General features: G+C 41.4%; 15 protein-coding genes and 1 pseudogene. 9 read left to right on the top strand and 7 right to left on the bottom strand.

From position 1 onward, the window contains the following. Positions 1 to 85: 85 nt before the first annotated feature. Both rplM and rpsI read left to right on the top strand, forming a co-directional pair. The gene (rplM, locus tag KZX55_RS08210; protein ID WP_001044624.1) at positions 86 to 532 is read left to right on the top strand and encodes a 50S ribosomal protein L13; all 447 of its coding nucleotides are present in this window, start codon (positions 86 to 88) and stop codon (positions 530 to 532) included. 18 nt (positions 533 to 550) lie between these two features. Then, positions 551 to 943, top strand: coding sequence for a 30S ribosomal protein S9 (rpsI, locus tag KZX55_RS08205; RefSeq protein WP_033585534.1), 393 nt, complete (start codon positions 551 to 553; stop codon positions 941 to 943). A 106-nt stretch (positions 944 to 1,049) separates the two neighbouring features. Here the strand turns inward: rpsI and KZX55_RS08200 are convergent. From KZX55_RS08200 to KZX55_RS08190, 3 genes and pseudogenes are all read right to left on the bottom strand, one after another. Then, positions 1,050 to 1,598, bottom strand: a pseudogene (locus KZX55_RS08200) (site-specific integrase); the annotation flags it as partial. Positions 1,599 to 2,203: 605 nt separating this feature from the next. Beyond that, complete coding sequence (locus tag KZX55_RS08195; RefSeq protein WP_248026578.1) at positions 2,204 to 8,299, bottom strand: alpha-L-fucosidase; 6,096 nt, start codon at positions 8,297 to 8,299, stop codon at positions 2,204 to 2,206. A 343-nt stretch (positions 8,300 to 8,642) separates the two neighbouring features. Beyond that, positions 8,643 to 9,119 (bottom strand): glutathione peroxidase, encoded by a 477-nt coding sequence (locus KZX55_RS08190; RefSeq protein ID WP_248026576.1) that lies wholly within the window; start codon positions 9,117 to 9,119, stop codon positions 8,643 to 8,645. A 222-nt stretch (positions 9,120 to 9,341) separates the two neighbouring features. On the opposite strand from KZX55_RS08190, the gene KZX55_RS08185 reads away from it, so the two are divergent. Next, positions 9,342 to 12,545 (top strand): polysaccharide lyase family 8 super-sandwich domain-containing protein, encoded by a 3,204-nt coding sequence (locus KZX55_RS08185; RefSeq protein ID WP_248026574.1) that lies wholly within the window; start codon positions 9,342 to 9,344, stop codon positions 12,543 to 12,545. A 126-nt stretch (positions 12,546 to 12,671) separates the two neighbouring features. Here KZX55_RS08185 and KZX55_RS08180 read toward each other — a convergent pair whose 3' ends face one another. The 4 genes from KZX55_RS08180 to KZX55_RS08165 are packed head-to-tail and all read right to left on the bottom strand — an operon-like array spanning position 12,672 to position 15,818. Then, positions 12,672 to 13,301 carry a bifunctional 4-hydroxy-2-oxoglutarate aldolase/2-dehydro-3-deoxy-phosphogluconate aldolase gene (locus KZX55_RS08180; protein WP_248026569.1) on the bottom strand — a complete coding sequence of 210 codons (630 nt, stop codon included), beginning with the start codon at positions 13,299 to 13,301 and terminating at the stop codon, positions 12,672 to 12,674. 9 nt (positions 13,302 to 13,310) lie between these two features. Then, a complete protein-coding gene (locus tag KZX55_RS08175; RefSeq protein ID WP_248026568.1) occupies positions 13,311 to 14,312 on the bottom strand; it encodes a sugar kinase in 1,002 nt (333 codons plus the stop codon). Between the two features lie 30 nt (positions 14,313 to 14,342). Next, a complete protein-coding gene (locus KZX55_RS08170) occupies positions 14,343 to 14,984 on the bottom strand; it encodes an RpiB/LacA/LacB family sugar-phosphate isomerase (protein WP_248026567.1) in 642 nt (213 codons plus the stop codon). A gap of 18 nt (positions 14,985 to 15,002) precedes the next feature. Next, the gene (locus KZX55_RS08165) at positions 15,003 to 15,818 is read right to left on the bottom strand and encodes a gluconate 5-dehydrogenase (RefSeq protein ID WP_109289869.1); all 816 of its coding nucleotides are present in this window, start codon (positions 15,816 to 15,818) and stop codon (positions 15,003 to 15,005) included. A gap of 270 nt (positions 15,819 to 16,088) precedes the next feature. On the opposite strand from KZX55_RS08165, the gene KZX55_RS08160 reads away from it, so the two are divergent. Genes KZX55_RS08160 through yajC form a run of 6 tightly spaced genes read left to right on the top strand, consistent with a single transcriptional unit; the run spans position 16,089 to position 20,119 of the window. Further along, the gene (locus KZX55_RS08160; protein WP_248026566.1) at positions 16,089 to 16,523 is read left to right on the top strand and encodes a PTS sugar transporter subunit IIA; all 435 of its coding nucleotides are present in this window, start codon (positions 16,089 to 16,091) and stop codon (positions 16,521 to 16,523) included. Between the two features lie 11 nt (positions 16,524 to 16,534). Next, positions 16,535 to 17,725: a glycoside hydrolase family 88 protein gene (locus KZX55_RS08155; RefSeq protein WP_248026565.1), complete on the top strand. Its 1,191-nt coding sequence runs from the start codon at positions 16,535 to 16,537 to the stop codon at positions 17,723 to 17,725. Between the two features lie 10 nt (positions 17,726 to 17,735). Beyond that, positions 17,736 to 18,227 carry a PTS sugar transporter subunit IIB gene (locus KZX55_RS08150; protein WP_000211086.1) on the top strand — a complete coding sequence of 164 codons (492 nt, stop codon included), beginning with the start codon at positions 17,736 to 17,738 and terminating at the stop codon, positions 18,225 to 18,227. A gap of 14 nt (positions 18,228 to 18,241) precedes the next feature. Next, on the top strand, positions 18,242 to 19,021 hold the full coding sequence (locus tag KZX55_RS08145) for a PTS mannose/fructose/sorbose/N-acetylgalactosamine transporter subunit IIC (RefSeq protein ID WP_000026610.1): 780 nt from the start codon (positions 18,242 to 18,244) through the stop codon (positions 19,019 to 19,021). Next, the gene (locus tag KZX55_RS08140) at positions 19,008 to 19,826 is read left to right on the top strand and encodes a PTS system mannose/fructose/sorbose family transporter subunit IID (RefSeq protein WP_000148025.1); all 819 of its coding nucleotides are present in this window, start codon (positions 19,008 to 19,010) and stop codon (positions 19,824 to 19,826) included. The genes KZX55_RS08145 and KZX55_RS08140 overlap by 14 nt, the downstream gene beginning before the upstream one ends. Continuing rightward, on the top strand, positions 19,826 to 20,119 hold the full coding sequence (gene yajC, locus KZX55_RS08135) for a preprotein translocase subunit YajC (protein ID WP_248026564.1): 294 nt from the start codon (positions 19,826 to 19,828) through the stop codon (positions 20,117 to 20,119). The genes KZX55_RS08140 and yajC overlap by 1 nt, the downstream gene beginning before the upstream one ends. The last annotated feature ends 5 nt before the right edge of the window (positions 20,120 to 20,124 follow it).

Genomic DNA, 20,124 nt, shown 5'->3' with positions numbered 1-20,124 from the left:
TTGTAAGGCCCCGGAACCTTTCAAATACCCCGCGGACCGGAACATCCGCCCTGTAAACAAAAACGATATTCATATAGGAGAAATCATGAACAAAACTACATTCATGGCTAAACCAGGCCAAGTAGAACGCAAATGGTACGTTGTTGACGCAACTGATGTACCTCTTGGACGCCTTTCAGCAGTTGTTGCTAGCGTACTTCGCGGAAAAAACAAACCAACATTTACACCACACACTGATACAGGTGACTTCGTAATCGTTATCAATGCTGAAAAAGTTAAATTGACTGGTAAAAAAGCAACTGATAAGATCTACTACACTCACTCAAACCACCCAGGTGGATTGAAACAAATCTCTGCTGGTGAACTTCGTTCTAAAAATGCAGTACGTTTGATCGAAAAATCAGTTAAAGGTATGCTTCCACACAATACTCTTGGCCGCGCTCAAGGTATGAAATTGAAAGTATTCGTTGGAGCTGAGCACACTCACGCTGCACAACAACCAGAAGTTCTTGATATTTCAGGACTTATCTAAGGAAAGGAACAATAAAGTATGTCACAAGCACAATATGCAGGTACTGGACGTCGTAAAAACGCTGTTGCACGCGTTCGCCTTGTTCCAGGAACTGGTAAAATCACTGTTAACAAAAAAGATGTTGAAGAGTACATCCCACACGCTGACCTTCGTCTTGTTATCAACCAACCATTCGTAGTTACTTCAACTGTAGGTTCATACGACGTTTTCGTTAACGTTGTAGGTGGTGGATACGCTGGTCAAGCAGGAGCTATCCGTCACGGTATCGCTCGTGCCCTTCTTCAAGTAGACCCAGACTTCCGCGATTCATTGAAACGCGCAGGTCTTCTTACACGTGACTCACGTAAAGTTGAACGTAAGAAACCAGGTCTTAAGAAAGCTCGTAAAGCATCACAATTCTCAAAACGTTAATCAATACGATTATATCAACGTTTCAAAGCACTCAAAAGTTTACCTTATGGGTGCTTTTTTCGTGTTTTTTTTAAAAGTTTACCTCAAAGTTCACCTTATTTTTACCTTATTGTTTTAGAGACTTTAAAGCAAATTCACCAACTGCCATAGGAACTATATTAGAAGTATTGACATAAATCTGAGTTGTACCTGTATCGCTATGTGTTAGTGCTTCAGAAATAGCTTCTAAGCTCATTCCTGCTTGTTTAGCAAGCGTTGCTCCTGTATGTCGCAGTTTATGAGGTGTAGCATGTGCCAGCTCTTTATGTCGCTTTCTGATGCTTTTCATTTTATTGTTTAGATAGTCAGCATGTAAAGGCTTGTTGATGTTTCCTTTTGTATCGATATATGTAAAAACAAATTGTTCTGGATTACTGATGATGCCAAACTTTGCTAGTTCATATTTTTGTTGCTCTTTCCAAGAGGTAAGAAGTTGAAGTAAGTCATTAGAAATAGAGAAAATAGTCTTCTTATTTCCCTTAGTTGATTTTACTTGTCCATATCTATCTAAAGCTTGAATTAGCTGAATCTGTGATTTTGAAAAATCGATATGTTTCCATTGAAGAGCATAGGATTCTGATTTTCTATCGCCTAAGAAAAAGGTGAGATAGAATATATGACTTTTTTTCTACAACAAAATAGGCTCCATAATTTCTACAGTAGTTTTACCCACTACAGAAATTATAGAGCCAGATGATTTTCAGTTAGTTCTTAGGAAGTAATTGGAAAGGAAATAGTCCAGAACAACTGTTCTGGACTATTTTTTTATCTTGAGAAATCAGTGACGCTTTTAAACGTTATTAAGAATCAATTTACATAATATTTATAAGTAATTTTTTCTATAAATAATAAAGTATGCCCTTGAACTTTTTTAGTATTCTAGCCTATAAAATATAGGGTATTGATGGAGACTTGTCATCTGAAATGAAATAATAGATCGTTAAGGGATAACAATTGATTTGAGAAGCATTTATCCTGCTAAGTGATGAAAGTGAATTCTGTGAATGGAGATGGCTCGAGTAAGTTTTAGAGGAAACTATGTAAGTAGGAGGCTAGAAAAATATGGGCGTTCAGTACTGTGAATTTATAAAAAGTTCAATTAAATTTTGGGATCCTTTATGGATTTTTTCACACAAGGTTGATCGTGAAAAAAAGAGAAGACCAGATGGTCTTCTCTACGGGGGAACTGAATAATTAGAAAGAATCAATCAAAGAGGGTTATTAGTCTTTGAAATTCTTTTGGAAGATAAGGAGAGACAAGATAGAAGTGATTGCTGCCAAGTAGAGGAAGGCAGTTGCTTCTTGTTCCCCAGTTGCTGGAAGTTGTCTTTCCTTGTCTTCTTTGACTGTAGTTGTAACAGGAGCTTTTTCATCTTTTGCTGGTGAATTATCTGTTACGACTGGAGCAGGTTTTTCAGTCTCTCTTGGGAGAATATACTCAGGAAGAGTCACAACTGGTGGCGCTTCTGTTCCAACTGAGCTTTGTTTGCTACCTACCTCAATCACTCGATCTTGTGCTGGAGTTGCTTCTGTTTGGAGAACCTTGCGATTGTTACCGTTCACTTCAACATACTCGACTAAGAGACCGTCTTTCCCTTCTGATAGAACTTGCTCTTTTCCTTTGTCTAATTGTGGGTTTTCGCGACGAATCGTCTTAAACGGTACGACCTTATTGACGATTTCCAAGCTTGGAAGTGTAAAGACAAGGTCTTTAACTCCTTCCTCAGGACTTGAAGAAGTAATTGGTTTCTCAGGTTGCGCTGGAGTTTCCGGTTGAGTCGGATTTTCAGGCTGAGCAGGTTTCTCAGGCTGAACTGGCTTTTCAGGCTGGTCAGGTTTCTCAGGTTGAGCAGGTTGTTCAGGTTGAACTGGATTCTCAGGTTGAGCTGGCTTTTCAGGCTGAGCAGGTTTCTCAGGCTGAGCAGGTTTCTCAGGTTGAGCAGGTTTCTCAGGTTGAGCAGGTTGTTCAGGTTGAACTGGTTTTTCAGGTTGAACTGGTTTTTCAGGTTGAACTGGTTTTTCAGGTTGAACTGGATTCTCAGGTTGAGTCGGCTTTTCCGGTTGAGCTGGAATTTCCGGTTGAGCAGGTTTTTCAGGTTGAACTGGATTCTCAGGTTGAGCTGGCTTTTCAGGCTGAGCAGGTTTCTCAGGTTGAGCAGGTTTTTCAGGCTGAGCAGGCTTTTCCGGTTGCGCCGGTTTCTCAGGCTGAGCAGGCTTTTCGGGCTCAGCAGGCTTTTCCGGTTGAGTAGGTTTCTCAGGTTGAACTGGTTTTTCAGGTTGAGCAGGTTTCTCAGGCTGAGCTGCTTCGAGCTTGCTGATTTGTTCGAGAGCAGTTTCTAGCGCTTGATTGACTGCTTCCTGAGTTTTAGCTTCTTGGATTGCAGCAATGGCTTGGTCAGCAATTGCTAACAATTGCTTCTTAGCTTCCTTGTTGGATCCAAGTTCAGCGACTTTTTTCTCGATAGCTTTCGTCAAGCTGTCCATAGCCTTATCGTACTCAATTTCCGGTTGTTTTGGTTCGGCTGGTTTCTCAGGCTGGTCAGGTTTCTCAGGTTCTTCTGGCTGTTCCGGTTGCTCTGGACTAGGCTCCTCTTGGCCTCTTTGATAGTTCTCATCCTTGGATAGGATATCTTGTAGGGCACTGACTGTCAACATGACTTCTTGAACATCCACTGCATCAGCACTGAGTTGGTTTCTCAATTTTTCTAGATTTGCTTGGAAAGCTTGGCGTGCAGTGGCCGTATTTTTCAAGCCTGCTGGGTCAAAGTTGGACAGATCGTCTTTCCATTTAGAGATAGACTGGATGATATCTGCCTTGCTGTAGAGTTCGCTACCTTCGCCACGAGTGATAAATTGGTCCACTTGAATACCGATATTTTGAGACAAATCGTTTCGATCAGGATCGAGTTGAAGGGTGACTGCGTGCAAGTTCTCGTCCAGACCTTTTAGGCTAACCAGAGTTTGATTGCCTTGGCGTTGGGCTGCACGACCGCTAAAGTATTTCTTGCCCTCAATAGTTGAAGCATTTCCCATGCCATCTTGGTAAGGAACTTCTTTGCCATCTAGAAAGACTTTGTAGATACCATGATTTGGATCGATATAGCCCTTGATTTCAAGACCAGTACCGTAGAAGTAAGCTGTTACGGTTGTCTTTTTCTTTTGCTCATCAGTTAAGCGGCCAAAGGAAGCCCAAGACTCCGTCTTTTGGTACTTATCTGCGGAATTGGTTTCATGGTTCCAGCCAGGACTGTAATCCAACTGACTAGCTTGGTCATCATAGCTTGTTTGATCCTTAATCAGCAATTCAGCTTTCATCACTTGGATTGTTGCATCGGTAGCAAAACCGAGCAAGGCACCATCAGAAACAGAAGTGAGCTTGGCTTTAAAGTCAAAGATAGAGTCGGCTTGTTCTGTAAAGTCAATCGTTGGGATGGTCACAGTCTTTTCTGTTTCTCCATCTTCAAAAGTCACATCTTGAGTTGTATCTTGGTAAACTTTACCGTGAACCCCAGTTCCAGGTTCCGTGATGAAGCGAACAGTAGCAGTTCCCTTGCTTCCACCAACACGTTTAATTTTAACAGTGACTGGTTTTCCTTTTTCGACTTCGTAGTTGGTAGACTCGAGTTCAAACATTCCCTTGCTATCATTGTTTAGGGTGTAGATCCCTTCTGTAGCAATTGGTTCACCTGTTTTATTAACGAGAGTAATGGTGTGTTGTCCAGGAGCTAAATCATCTGTTTCAAAGACCTTTTGGCTACGTTTACGGCTAGCATTCTTAGTTTGCACATCCGTAACTTTTTGGCCATCAACATAAACGGACATTTCTCCATGACCTGGATCGACTGTAGAGACGACATAGGCCTTGGTTCCTGTGAAGGTATAGCTTACTTTGGCATCTTTTTGATTGGTCCACATAGAAGTGCCACGAACACCTTCAGATTCATTGTACCAAGTTGTACCGGCTGTATCCGCTGTTGTATTTGAGTGGTATTCAAGTCCAAGAGGGTAGCCGTCTGTCTTTTCGATACTACTTGGTGTTTTGTAGACAGAGAAGTTGTTCAAGATTGGTGTAGCTTGTGCTCCTGTGATGGTCACACGAATTTTTTGTGCCTCTACAGGCTTACCTTGAATCAAGCGACGGTAACCAACAGTTGAACCTTCCCCGTAAGTCACCCAGCGTCCGTTGATTTCAACTTCAATCTTAAAACCAGAGATACGTTGACCTTTGGCGATGTCTTCCTTGAGTTCAATGACGTCAAAGCGTCTCTTTTGCCCTAAATCGACTGTAAAGCTACCAGTTGTGGCATCATTTGAGAGTGCCCAGCTGGTATCATCTTTACCGTCTGTCAGGTGACTTTCCTTGTAGAGGTGGTTCTGACGAGTAGAACTTGCTGTTACAGTGGCACCTTTGGCAAAATCAGTTGCATACATTTGGTCTAGAGTTGCCTTGAACTCCTTCAAGCGAGCCACATCCGCATCTGCAAATTTTCCTTCTTTATTTGGTGGAATGTTGAGAAGGAGTGGAGTTCCACGACCAACAGACTTGAAGTAGATATCCATCAACTCTTTGAGTGATTTCGGCTGTTGGTTGTCATGGTAGAACCAGCCTGAACGGATCGAAACGTCAGCTTCCCCTACAGAGTACATATCACCATCTGGGTCACCATGGTTGAGGTATTCGTTTTTCACATCGTCTGTGATGTTGGCTCTCTTGACTTTATGCCAGACAGGGTCACCTGCGATGCCACGTTCATTTCCGATCCAGCGAACGCTTGTCGGTTGAGCAGAGAAGATGGCGATATCTCCTTCAGCTTCTTTGATGTATTTGAACCATTCATCAAAGGTGTAGGTTACTTTTTGGGCACCGCTACCACGCGCACCGTCCATCCAAACTTCGATGAATTTGCCTTTATTTCCGTATTTCGGATTTCCAAGGATTTCTTTCAGTTGGTTGAGATAGTATTGGTTGTATTCCTTTTCGGTTGCGACATGGTATTTAGGATGGTTGGCATCCCATGGTGATAGGTAAACACCCATATTCATGTCGTACTTGCTAGCAGATTTGGAAACTTCTTCGAGAAGGTCACCCTTTCCATCTTTCCATGGGCTAGCAGCTACGGTATGATCCGTATACTTAGAAGGGTAAGCAACGAAACCGTCGTGGTGTTTAACAACCATAATGGTCCGTTTGAAGCCAGTTTCCTTCAGCGTGCGAATCCATTGGTCTGTATCCAAGTTGGTTGGATTGAAGTATCGGGGGTCTTCTTTCCCATTTCCCCATTCAGAATTGGTATAGGTGTTCATTCCGTAGTGGATGAAGGCTGCCAATTCTTCCTTGTGGTAATCGAGTTGAGCCTTGCTTGGAAGAGGTCCATGGTTGCCTATCTCAGTTTCCTTATCTTCTGGATGAGCGACTGGTGGAGTCGGTGTCGTTGGATTGGCTGTATTAGCGATTGGCTCGTATTCAAAGACGACCTCATTCACCCCTTTTTGCTGGATCCTTGCTTCCAAACTAGCTTTTACTGGACGGAAACCAGTAATGTCTTTTGCATGGAAAGTGTTGACAAAGGAAACATCATACTCTTGGCCGTCATTGTTATCAACTGTCGCTTCCGCTAGTTCAGTAGTGGTTCCTTTTTGACGGTAGTAAACTTTGAAGGAGCCTTTGTTGACTTTATAGATCACCTTGATAACACGTGTACCGGCAGGCGCTTTGCTGACAACATTGTGCTCTTCAGCCCAAGTATCTTTTAGCTGTTTATTGACTGCTACGCCATCAATGGATACAATTTCGTATTTGTCTTTATTCTTCTGATAGAAGTCCGTTTTCTCGATTTCTTTTTTGAAATTATAATCAAATGGCGAATCAACAGCTGTCTGTTCGATAAAGGTGTCATTATCTTTGACAGGATTTCCTTCTTCGTCTTCGTGTTGGATAACCACACGACCGTACTCAACTCCCTTGGTCAAGGTAGCAATACCATCTTGGTTAAAGGAATATTCGTTGCTTCCGATCACAGCTTTCTCATTCCGAAGCATACGTCCTTCATCGGTAAAGTAGTAACGATTTCCGTTATCACCTTGGTACCAGCCTTTCACACCATACTTGGCAATCATGTCCTTAACCCATTTCAGTTGTTCAGGTGAAAGGACGAGTCCGCCACCAAAGCGATCCTTTTCAGCGACACCATTGTCAACGGTTCCGTGTTGGTGAACACCCAGAACTTTTCCTTGGCTATCCACAATCCCGCCACCAGACAAACCAGATACAGAAGTGGTTTTATAGGTAATACCGGTTGTTCCCTTATCATCATAGGACTCAACAGATCGGATGGTCCCATCTGCCTTGTAAAGCTGACCGGCTAGGATAGGTTGTTTCAGTTCTTTTGAGCTCGAGTCAGTTGGGTAACCAATCGTACTGATGGCTTCTCCCGGCTGATGCGTCTTGTGCTCCGCTAAAGGCGCAAAGGTTGCTGCTTTGTTTGGACTAGCAATCGGAAGAGGAATAGGAGCTTCTACAAGAGCAAGGTCGTTCTTATAGCCTTTTCCAAACTCTTTCTTATTCCAGAAATGGATGTCCTTTTCTCTGAATAAAACCGTAGTTCCAGAAGATGGTAGTGAGTTTTTCTTTTCGCTGTTTGAACCAACGTTATAGTAGAACTGGGCAGATTTTCCACCACGAATGTGACCTTCGCCAGTTTCTTTATTGGCCTCTAGGAAGTTATGAGCAACGGTAAGAATCAAATTAGGTGCAACAAAGATACCAGATCCTGAAACGAGGTAGCGTTGCTCCCCTGCATTGTAAGTGCTGTAAACCATAGTAGCAGCAGTAGCAGGTTGTCCCTCGTAGTTGATGTGTTTGAGGTCTTGTCCACCGTTAATGATGGCACGGTTTCCGGTCTCAGCTTCTTTTGGAGCTTCTTCCTTGTCCTTTAGAATGCTCTTAGTTTCTACTTTTGGACTAGCTTTCTGGTCAACGATAGTAGTCGTATCGAGTTCTTTGACAGGTGTGTCTGGATAGGCACGGTCCTGAATGTCTTCAGGGAGCAAGTCAGCACTGTTGGTATCGGCAGCAGGTGTTTCTTGTTTTTCAGCTTCTACACGCCCCTCTTTTTTGACTGGTTCAGCCTTGGTCTCTTCTATATCTGCTACTTGTTTCATTTGCTGATCTAAATTGGATGTTGTGGCAGGAGACGTTTCGTCTGCACGTACGGTTCCAGAAGCAAAAAATGCCAGTCCCACGATAACAGATGCCACACCTACAGTCAACTTCCGAATGCTAAATGTTTGCCCTTTTTCAAAAAGGTATCGATTCATAATATACTCCTAGTTTTTAGAAAGGCAGTCAGCTACTGCCTAAGCCCAAGTCTGACTTGGTTACAACTTGATTTAATGAAAAAACTCTCTGATAATTTGTAAAGCCACCTTACCTCCTGTTTATAAAGCGCTTTCATTTTAAGATAAAAAAATTTAAAAGGTCATTTCTCCCTTAAAATGACTGAAAACTTTTAATATAACAAATATACTAAATTAATGAAATAATTGCAATAGCAAAAAGCAAAAAAATAAATATAAATTAAAGAAAATCAGTTACTTTTTAAAGAAAAAACGCATCCTTTCAAGGCTCAAACTAAATGAAAGGATACGTTTTAAAAAGAAATTAGAGTATTTTTTGGAGAGACTCTTGGATGGTTTGGGGGTCTGTTTTGGAAGAGAAGCGCTCAAGGACTTGCCCATCTCGGCCAATGAGAAACTTAGCAAAATTCCATTCGATTCGTTTTCCTAGCGGGCCAGATTTCTGGTCTTTTAGCCAAACATAAAGAGGATCTGCTTCCTTGCCGTTGACCTTGATCTTGGCAAAGCGGGGGAAAGTTGTCTGATAGTGTAGGCTACAGAAGCTATTGATTTCCTCTGCGCTGCCGGGTGCTTGTCCCATAAACTGATTGCAAGGGAAATCTAAGATTTCAAAGCCCTGATCTTGATAGCGTTCATAGAGTTCTTGGAGCCCTTGGTACTGGGGTGTTAAACCACATCCTGTAGCAGTGTTGACAATCAAGAGAACCTTGCCACGATAGCTCTCCAGGGGGGTTACTTGGTTGTTTTGGTTTAAAACTGAAAAATCATATACACTGGTCATGAGAGCCTCTTTTCTTTTTCTACATTGTAACAGTTTTTACCCTTTTCGTCGAGTCGGATGGAAGAAGTTGTTGAAAAATAGGCCCCTGATATGATAGAAATCGTTTACAAATAACTTTTAAAATGGTATGATTTAATTAAACCGGTTTACTTAGCTGTTATAAATCTCTAATTTGAGATTTAGTTCCTATTGATTTTACAATATGTTTATTGGAGTGTATACATGCAAACAAAAACAAAGAAACTCATTGTGAGTTTGTCTTCACTTGTTTTATCAGGATTTTTATTAAACCATTATATGACAGTTGGAGCGGAAGAAACGACTACGAATACCATTCAGCAAAGCCAGAAGGAAGTTCAGTATCAGCAAAGGGATGCCAAGAATTTAGTTGAAAATGGTGATTTTAGTCAGACGGAGAACGGAAGCAGTCCTTGGACAGGAAGCAAAGCCCAGGGGTGGTCAGCTTGGGTAGACCAGAAGAATAGTTCTTCAGGTGCCTCAACTCGAGTCATTGAAGCCAAGGATGGGGCTGTCACTATCTCAAGTTCTGAGAAACTAAGGGCAGTGATTCACCGTATGGTCCCTATTGAAGCTAAGAAAAAGTATAAACTGCGTTTCAAGATTAAAACAGATAATAAAGTCGGGATTGCCAAGGTTCGTATCATTGAGGAAAGTGGTAAGGACAAGCAATTGTGGAATTCTGCAACAACTTCGGGAACAAAGGACTGGCAGACTATTGAAGCAGACTATAGCCCGACTTTAGATGTTGATAAAATCAAGCTGGAGTTATTCTATGAAACGGGAACAGGGACTGTTTCCTTTAAGGATATTGAGCTGGTAGAGGTAGCAGACCAGCCTTCTGAGGATTCTCAAACAGATAAACAGCTTGAGGAAAAGATTGATTTACCAATTGGGAAAAAACATGTTTTTGCTCTTGCGGACTATACTTATAAGGTAGAAAATCCTGACGTTGCTTCAGTCAAAAATGGACTTTTAGAACCTCTTAAGGAAGGGACAACCAATGTCATTGTCAGTAAAGATGGTAAGGAAGTGAAAAAGATTCCTTTGAAGATTCTAGCCTCTGTTAAGGATGCATACACAGACCGTTTGGATGACTGGAATGGCATCATCGCTGGGAATCAATACTATAATTCTAAAAATGAACAGATGGCCAAGTTAAATCAGGAGCTGGAAGGAAAGGTAGCTGATAGCCTATCCAGTATTTCAAGTCAGGCGGACCGCCCCTATTTGTGGGAAAAATTTTCAAATTATAAAACGTCTGCGAATCTGACTGCCACTTATCGGAAATTAGAGGAGATGGCCAAGCAAGTGACCAATCCTTCTTCTCGTTATTATCAAGATGAAACCGTCATTCGAACAGTCAGGGATTCCATGGAATGGATGCATAAACATGTCTACAATAGTGAAAAGAGCATTGTTGGGAACTGGTGGGATTATGAAATCGGTACACCTCGTGCCATCAACAATACCTTGTCTCTGATGAAAGAATACTTCTCTGATGAGGAAATAAAAAAATATACAGATGTGATTGAAAAATTTGTGCCAGATCCCGAACATTTCCGAAAGACGACTGATAACCCATTTAAGGCCCTAGGTGGAAACTTAGTGGATATGGGAAGGGTAAAAGTAATAGCTGGTTTACTGCGCAAGGATGATCAAGAAATTTCTTCGACCATTCGTTCGATTGAGCAAGTGTTTAAGTTGGTAGACCAAGGTGAAGGTTTTTATCAGGATGGATCCTATATCGACCACACCAATGTTGCCTATACGGGTGCTTATGGGAATGTCTTGATTGATGGCCTGTCTCAACTATTGCCAGTCATTCAAAAGACCAAGAGCCCAATCGATAAAGATAAAATGCAAACCATGTACCACTGGATTGATAAATCGTTTGCTCCTTTACTAGTGAATGGAGAGCTGATGGATATGAGTCGTGGACGCTCTATCAGTCGTGTAAATAGCGAGGGGCATGTTGCCGCAGTAGAAGTGCTAAGGGGGATTCACCGGATAGCGGATATGTCTGAAGGAGAAACCAAACAACGTTTGCAGAGTCTTGTGAAGACCATTGTTCAATCGGATACTTATTATGATGTCTTTAAGAATTTGAAGACTTATAAGGATATCAGTTTGATGCAATCCTTATTAAGTGATGCAGGAGTCGCAAGTGTTCCAAGAACAAGTTACCTATCTGCCTTTAATAAGATGGATAAAACAGCCATGTACAATGCAGAGAAAGGGTTTGGATTTGGCTTGTCGCTCTTTTCCAGTCGTACCTTGAATTACGAGCACATGAACAAGGAAAACAAACGTGGTTGGTATACGAGTGATGGGATGTTCTATCTTTACAATGGTGATTTGGGTCACTATAGCGATGGCTACTGGCCAACAGTCAATCCCTATAAGATGCCTGGTACGACAGAGACGGACGCTAAGAGATCGGATAGCGATACAGGTAAAGTTCTACCGTCTGCTTTCGTTGGAACGAGCAAACTAGATGAGACCAATGCAACAGCAACCATGGATTTCACCAACTGGAATCAAACACTGACTGCTCATAAGAGCTGGTTTATGCTGAAGGATAAGATCGCCTTTTTAGGAAGCAATATTCAAAACACTTCAACAGATGCTGCTGCAACTATAATTGACCAGAGAAAACTGGAATCAAGTGATCCATATAAAGTCTATGTCAATGATAAAGAAACCTCCTTTACAGAACAAGAAAAGGATTATCCTGAAACCCAAAGTGTCTTTTTAGAATCGTCCAATTCGAAAAAGAATATTGGTTACTTTTTCTTTAAGAAGGGTTCAATCAGTATGAGTAAGGCTTTGCAAAAGGGAGCCTGGAAGGATATCAATGAAGGACAGTCAGACAAGGAAGTTGAAAATGAATTTCTTACGATTAGTCAGGCTCATAAGCAAAATGGGGATTCTTATGGCTATATGCTCATCCCTAACGTGGATCGTGCCACCTTCAATCAGATGGTGAAAGAGTTAGAAAGTAGTCTCATCGACAACAATGAGACCCTTCAGTCTGTTTATGATGCCAAACAAGGAGTTTGGGGCATTGTGAAATATGATGATTCTGTCTCTACTATTTCCAACCAATTCCAAGTCTTGAAACGTGGGGTCTATACCATTCGAAAAGAAGGGGATGACTATAAGGTTGCCTACTACAATCCTGAAACCCAGGAATCAGCTCCAGATCAGGAAGTCTTTAAAAAGTTAGAACAAGCAGCTCAACCACAAACTCAGGATTCAAAAGAAAAGGAAAAATCTGAAGAAGAAAAGAACCATTCGGATCAAAAGAATCTCCCTCAGACAGGAGAAGGTCAGTCAATCTTGGCAAGTCTAGGGCTCTTGCTACTTGGGGCGGTTTATCTATTCCGTAGAGGAAAGAATAACTGATTTGTTCATCATCTAGATGAATCACATGAAACTGTGGAAAATAGAAAAAATCCGAAGAAGGCCAAACATCTTCGGATTTTTCTTTTAAAAAAGGATAAGTTAACACTTATCCTTTTTTACTTCATTTTATCTGAGTGTAACATACTGTTGGGCAATCTCGCTGATGCGGTCAAAGTCGCCTTGGGAAGCGAGTTTATTGAGTTCGCCACCAATTCCAACGGCATCTGCACCAGCAGCGAACCATTGAGGAATGTTATTTAGGCCGACTCCTCCGGTTACCATTACGGAAACTTGTGGGATCGGCGCCTTGACTGCAGAGATATATGCTGGACTGAGAGCACTACCTGGGAAGAGTTTGATGATTTCACTACCGGCTTCAAGTGCAGTCGTTATCTCTGTGAGGGTAATACAGCCTGGAATGTACGGTGTGCTGTAGAGATTGCACATTTTTGCAGTCTCAGCATGGAAAGATGGAGAAACAATGTAATTTGCTCCGGCTAGAATGGCATCTCTAGCAGTTACGGCATCAAGCACAGTACCTGCACCGATACAAACACTCTGATCGTCCTGATACAAGTCTACAAGTTCCTTGATGATTTGCCCTGCATACTGATTGGTATAGGCAATTTCAATAGCTTTGATACCGCCCTTGATACAAGCAATCGAGGCTTGCAGTCCTTCTTCCCTTGTATTTCCTCGAATAACAGCGACAATTTTTTGTTTTTTTAGTTCAATAATCGTATCTGATTTGGTCATGTAATTCTCCTAACGAATGATATCTTGTGCATTTTCCAGTAATTTTTCAATACTAGCTGCGGGAGTGGAGAGATGGTCTCCTGGAAGAGTACATTTGAGAGTTGCGCTTGCAACTGCAAAGTCAATGGTAGTTTTTAGGGAGGAATGATGGAGTAGTTGGTAAAGGGCACCAGAGATAAAGGCATCCCCGCTACCAACTCGTTGATAGACTGCAGTTTTTAGTTGGACAGACTCTTCAAATCGTTCTCCCAGAGCATAGGCTTGATAGACATTTTTGTCTTGCTCATCACTAGAGCGGAGGGTATGGAAAATGGTCTTGAAACCATAGGTTTCTTTTAAAAGTTGCATGCGATTTTCCACCTCTTTTAGGCTGGCTCTGTCTCTTGGGAACATCTCTAGATTTTGGTCATCAATCATGAGAGGATCAATACCAAAGCAATAGTCAGCGAAACGAGCAAACTTAGAAAATTCATACTTGGCTTCTAGGACTGAAATCATCTTTGTTCTCAGATTGAGATCCATTGAAACGATAATCCCTCGGCGCTTGGCTTCTTCCAAGAGTAGGAGAAGGAGCGTACGGACCTCTTGACCGATAGCTACGGTGATTCCACTGAAATGGAAATGGCTAATCCCCTGAAAGAGAGAATCCATATCTAGCATGTTTGGCCGAATCTGGCTGATACTCGTATGTTTGCGGTCGTAGAAAACTTCACTTTGACGACAACCAAAGCCGTTCTCTAAATAGTAGAGGCCGATTCGATCGCCAAGCCGACAGATTGAACTGGTATCGATTTGGTGCTGTTTCAAGAATGTGATAAAACGATCTCCAATCTCGTTGGCAGGGAGTGCGGTAAAGACTTTCGTTGAGATTCCCAGAGCTTGCAAATTACAAGCGATGTTAATTTCTGATCCGCCAAAATAAGTCGAACTGGCAACATGATCGCCGATACTGGTGGCATCTAATGGTGAGATTCGAATTAATGGTTCGCCAAACAGTAATATTTTCGTCATCCATTAGTTCCTTTCTGGTTTAGAATAGCTTTACTTGGCTAATATTTCTTTCAAATAAGCAGCGACTTCATCATCTTGGCAGTTTTCAAAGAAGTATTCTTGGAAGTATTTGCCAGAGATGGTGTCTTTGAGGAAGTCTTGGTCGATTGTTTTAAGGATGGTTATCAAATCATTGTGGGTGATTTGTTTCACCTCGTTTAAGATACGAGCGTTGCGTTGTTCAGGGATTACACGTTCTCTTGGGTAGCCACCGCCCATTTCTTCAGCAAATAAGCGTTCAAACATCAATTTGAGGGTCAATTCTGCCCCCCAACCAAATCCTTTGGCATAAGGGATAGACAAGGCGTTACCACCATTGATTTGAGAATAAAGGTAAGCGTCAGTTGGGTCCACTGCTAGACCACAGACAACACCAGGGAAGCTGTTTAAAGCAAGCATAGCTCCTACACCCGTACCACAGCCGGTAACAACAAAGTCGACTGCTTTTGTATTTAAAAGGATGGCAGCCATTAAGCCGTTTTGTACGTATGTTAATGGATTTTCACCTTCTTCTCCACGCATACCATAGTTAAATAATTGGTAGCCTTTTTTATCTGTTGCTTCTTTCAGACTATCGTAAATAATGTGATTCTTGCTAGCTTGACTATTTTCATTGATTAATGCGATTTTCATAAGATCTTCTTTCTATTTTTACTCAGGTTGTTTTCCGATGTAGGCTAAGATACCGCCATCTACATATAGGATGTGGCCATTGACAAAATTGCTGGCATCACTAGCGAGAAAGACTGCAGGGCCCATCAAATCTTCAGGATTTCCCCAACGTGCAGCAGGTGTTTTTGCAATGATGAACTGGTCAAATGGGTGGCGAGAACCATCTTCTTGCAACTCACGAAGAGGTGCTGTTTGAGGAGTGGCAATATAACCCGGTCCGATTCCGTTACATTGGATATTGGCTCCACCGTATTCAGACGCAATGTTGCGGGTCAACATTTTCAAGCCTCCTTTAGCGGCAGCATAAGCGCTAACTGTTTCACGTCCCAGTTCGCTCATCATCGAACAAATATTGATAATCTTTCCATGCCCTTTCTTCATCATAGAAGGAATAACAGCCTTTGAAACGATAAATGGTGCGTTTAAGTCAATATCGATGACCTTACGGAAATCAGCGGCGCTCATTTCACACATTGGAACTCGGCGGATAATACCAGCGTTATTAACGAGGATGTCAATGACACCAACCTCTTGTTCGATTTGCTTGACCATGGCTTGGATACCGTCCTCGTCTGTCACGTCACAGACGTATCCATGGGCTTTGATGCCAACTTCACGATAAGCTTCAATCCCTTTATTGACCAGGTCTTGATTAATATCGTTAAAGACAATAGTAGCGCCGGCTTCAGCGTAGGATTTGGCAATAGCAAATCCAATTCCATAAGAAGCGCCGGTGATGAGAGCAATTTTTCCTTTTAAAGAAAACTGCTCAATTGAGAATGATGTATTTGTCATTTGATACTTCCTTTCAAATTTGTTAAGACTTCTCTATAACCAAATTATATTCTAGTAAACCGGTTTTGTCAATAATTAAATATTTTTATTTCCAAAAATCTTTGTTTCCCTAAAAAAACGGAAGATTTTGAAATTCCTGTCTATTATAATGGTTAAATAAACAATGAAAGCGCTAATATTTTTTAAAAAAACTATTGACAAGATAAAAATAAAGGGTTACAATGGAAAATGTAAAGTAAACCGGTAAACTCAAACAAGAAAGGAGAAAAGATGAAAATTGTACTTGTAGGGCATGGACATTTTGCCACAGGGATTTATAGTTCTTTACAATTGATTGCAGGCAATCAAGAAAATGTGGAGGCGATTGACTTTGTGGAAGGAATGTCAGCAGATGAACTCAAGCAAAAAATCTTACTTGCAATTTCAAATGAAGAAGAAGTTTTAATTCTAAGTGATCTCTTGGGAGGATCGCCATTCAAGGTTTCTTCTACTATAATGGGAGAAAATCCAGCCAAAACAATGAATGTTCTCTCGGGTTTGAACTTAGCCATGTTAATGGAAGCAGTCTTTGCTAGAATGGCTCATAGCTTTGATGAGGTTGTTAATAAATCAGTAGCGGCGGCCCAGGGCGGAGTCGTAAATGGTAAAGAATTGTTTTCAACGGATGCAGAGGTAGAGGAAGAAGATTTCGAATCGGGTATTTAAAGGGTAAAAGAATGATAAAAAAGGTTACGATTGAAGAAATAAAATCGCCTGAGCGCTTCTTAGAAGTACCACTTCTGACGAAAGAAGAAGTCGGCCAGGCAATTGATAAGGTTATTCGGCAGTTAGAACTCAACCTTGACTATTTCAAGGAAGATTTCCCGACGCCAGCTACCTTTAATAATGTCTATCCAATCATGGATAACACGGAATGGACCAATGGTTTCTGGACAGGAGAACTGTGGTTGGCTTATGAATACAGTCAACAGGATGCATTTAAAAACATCGCTCATAAAAATGTTCTTTCTTTCCTGAATCGTATCAATAAGAGAGTAGAATTGGACCACCATGATCTCGGTTTCTTATACACACCATCTTGTATGGCTGAATATAAGATAAATGGAAATGGAGAGGCTAGAGAAGCGGCCTTGAAAGCTGCAGATAAGTTGATTGAACGCTATCAAGAAAAAGGTGGCTTTATTCAAGCTTGGGGAGACTTGGGCAAGAAAGAGCATTACCGTTTGATTATCGACTGCTTGCTCAACATTCAACTATTGTTCTTTGCCTATCAAGAAACAGGCGATCAAAAATACTACGATATTGCAGAAAGCCATTTCTATGCTTCAGCTAATAATGTAATTCGTGATGACGCTTCGTCCTTCCACACCTTCTATTTTGATCCTGAGACAGGTCAACCCCTTAAAGGTGTAACGAGACAAGGGTATAGTGATGATTCATGCTGGGCACGTGGTCAATCATGGGGAGTCTATGGTATTCCTTTGACTTATCGTCACCTGAAAGACGAGTCCTGCTTTGACTTGTTTAAGGGTGTAACCAATTATTTCTTGAATCGTCTGCCCAAAGATCATGTTTCCTATTGGGATTTGATTTTTAATGATGGTAGTGATCAATCACGAGATTCTTCAGCAACAGCTATCGCCGTCTGTGGGATTCATGAAATGCTAAAACATCTCCCAGAGGTGGATGCTGACAAAGATATTTATAAACATGCTATGCATGCCATGCTTCGTTCCTTGATCGAACATTATGCAAATGATCAATTTACCCCTGGTGGGACAAGTCTCCTCCACGGTGTGTACTCATGGCATTCAGGTAAAGGGGTGGATGAAGGCAATATCTGGGGTGACTACTATTACCTAGAAGCCCTTATCCGTTTCTACAAAGACTGGAACCTATATTGGTAGGAGGAGAAATATGACAACGCCAAATATTATTATGACCCGTATCGATGAACGGTTGATTCACGGGCAAGGACAACTTTGGGTAAAATACTTAGGTTGTAATACGGTCATTGTTGCCAATGACGAAGTGAGCACGGACAAGATGCAACAAACTCTGATGAAAACAGTTGTGCCAGACTCAGTTGCTATGCGTTTCTTCCCTTTGCAAAAGGTGATTGATATCATTCACAAGGCTAATCCTGCGCAAACAATTTTTATCGTTGTAAAGGATGTGAAGGACGCTTTAACCTTGGTAGAAGGTGGTGTCCCTATCAAAGAAATCAATATCGGGAACATTCACAATGCCCCTGGTAAAGAGCAAGTGACACGCTCTATCTTCCTAGGTGAAGAGGACAAGGTAGCTCTTAAGGAATTGAGTCAAACGCATCAAGTAACATTTAATACGAAAACAACTCCAACAGGAAATGATGGAGCTGTTGAAGTCAATATTCTGGACTATATTTAAAAGAGGAGATCGTTATGTCGATTAATGTATTTCAAGCGATTTTAATTGGATTATGGACAGCTTTCTGTTTTAGTGGAATGCTGTTGGGAATTTACACCAATAGATGTATTGTTCTGTCATTTGGTGTCGGAATTATTCTAGGTGATTTGCCTACTGCTCTTGCAATGGGAGCTATTGGTGAATTGGCTTATATGGGATTCGGTGTTGGTGCTGGAGGTACTGTTCCACCAAACCCAATCGGACCTGGTATCTTTGGTACCTTGATGGCTATCACTAGTGCTGGTAAAGTCAGTCCAGAAGCGGCTCTTGCCCTCTCTACTCCGATTGCTGTGGCGATTCAATTCTTACAAACTTTCGCTTACACTGTACGTGCTGGAGCACCTGAAACGGCGATGAAGCACTTGAAAAACCATAATTTGAAGAAATTCAAGTTCACTCTAAATGCAACAATTTGGTTGTTTGCCTTTATTGGATTTACCTTGGGTTGCTTGGGTGCCCTTTCAATGGATACCTTGTTGAAACTCGTAGACTACATTCCACCGGTATTGCTTACAGGTTTGACAGTTGCTGGTAAAATGCTCCCAGCTATCGGTTTTGCGATGATCTTGTCAGTGATGGCTAAGAAAGAGTTGATTCCGTTTGTCTTGTTGGGATATGTTTGTGCAGCTTATCTAAACATCCCAACAATTGGTATTGCAATTGTAGGTACTATCTTTGCTTTGATTGAATTTTATAACAAGCCAAAAACAGCGGATCATGTGGTAGAGGAGGAAGCACACGATGACTGGATCTAACAAATTAACAAAACGTGATTATCTTAAAACGTCTTTGCGGGCATTCTTTTTACAAAATGGATTTAACTATAGTAACTATCAAGGGCTGGGATATGCCAATGTAATGTATCCTGCTTTGAAAAAACACTATGGAGAGGATCAGGAAGGTTTCTACCAAGCCTTGGAAGAAAACTGTGAATTCTATAATACCAACCCACACTTCCTACCTTTTATTACCAGCTTACACCTTGTAATGTTGGAAAATGGCCGACCAGCAAAAGAAACACGTAGCATCAAGATGGCCTTGATGGGACCATTGGCAGGTATTGGGGATTCTCTTTCTCAATTCTGTTTAGCTCCATTGTTCTCAACCATCGCAGCTTCGTTTGCTCAAGAAGGCTTGGTTGTCGGTCCAATCTTGTTCTTCCTTGCGATGAATACGATTTTGACAGCGATTAAATTGTCAACTGGTCTGTATGGATACAAACTAGGAACAACTGTGATTGATAAACTAAGCGAACAGATGGCAACGATTTCTCGTATTGCCAATATTATCGGTGTAACCGTAATTGCTGGTTTGGCAGCGACATCTGTTAAGATTATGGTGCCAATCACCTTTGCTGCAGGGGAAGTTAAAGCAGACGCTAAACAAAGTATCGTAAGTATTCAGGGAATGCTTGATAAGGTTGCTCCAGCTCTTCTACCAGCCCTATTTACACTTTTAGTTTACTACTTGATCAAAGAAAAGAAATGGACAACATATAAACTCGTTATTTTAACAGTTATCATCGGAATTATCGGAAGCTGGCTTAAGATTCTAGCTTAATGGATACGACATTGTTTTATGGAATAGTGATTGTCTTGGCAGTGAGCCCCCTTTTACTGTCAAGCTTTCATTCTATTCGTCAGCAAAAGTTGCTTCGTAAACAGATGGAGCAACGACAAGAATATTTAGCTTCTTTAACATCTGGTGATGAAGTGTTGTTATTGTCTGGAATTCATGGAAAAATCATTTCTATCAAAGATGACTTGATCTCTTTGCAGATTGCAAAAGATGTGGTCATCTATGTAGAAAAGGAAAGTGTAATGGGAAAGACAAAAGAACTGCTTTTTAAGTAGTTCTT

It is taken from the genome of Streptococcus halitosis, from assembly GCF_023147855.1.
Taxonomy (GTDB): Bacteria; Bacillota; Bacilli; order Lactobacillales; family Streptococcaceae; genus Streptococcus; species Streptococcus halitosis_B.
The sequence above is the reverse complement of the archived record's forward strand: the minus strand, read 5'-3'. Positions and strand labels throughout refer to the sequence as shown.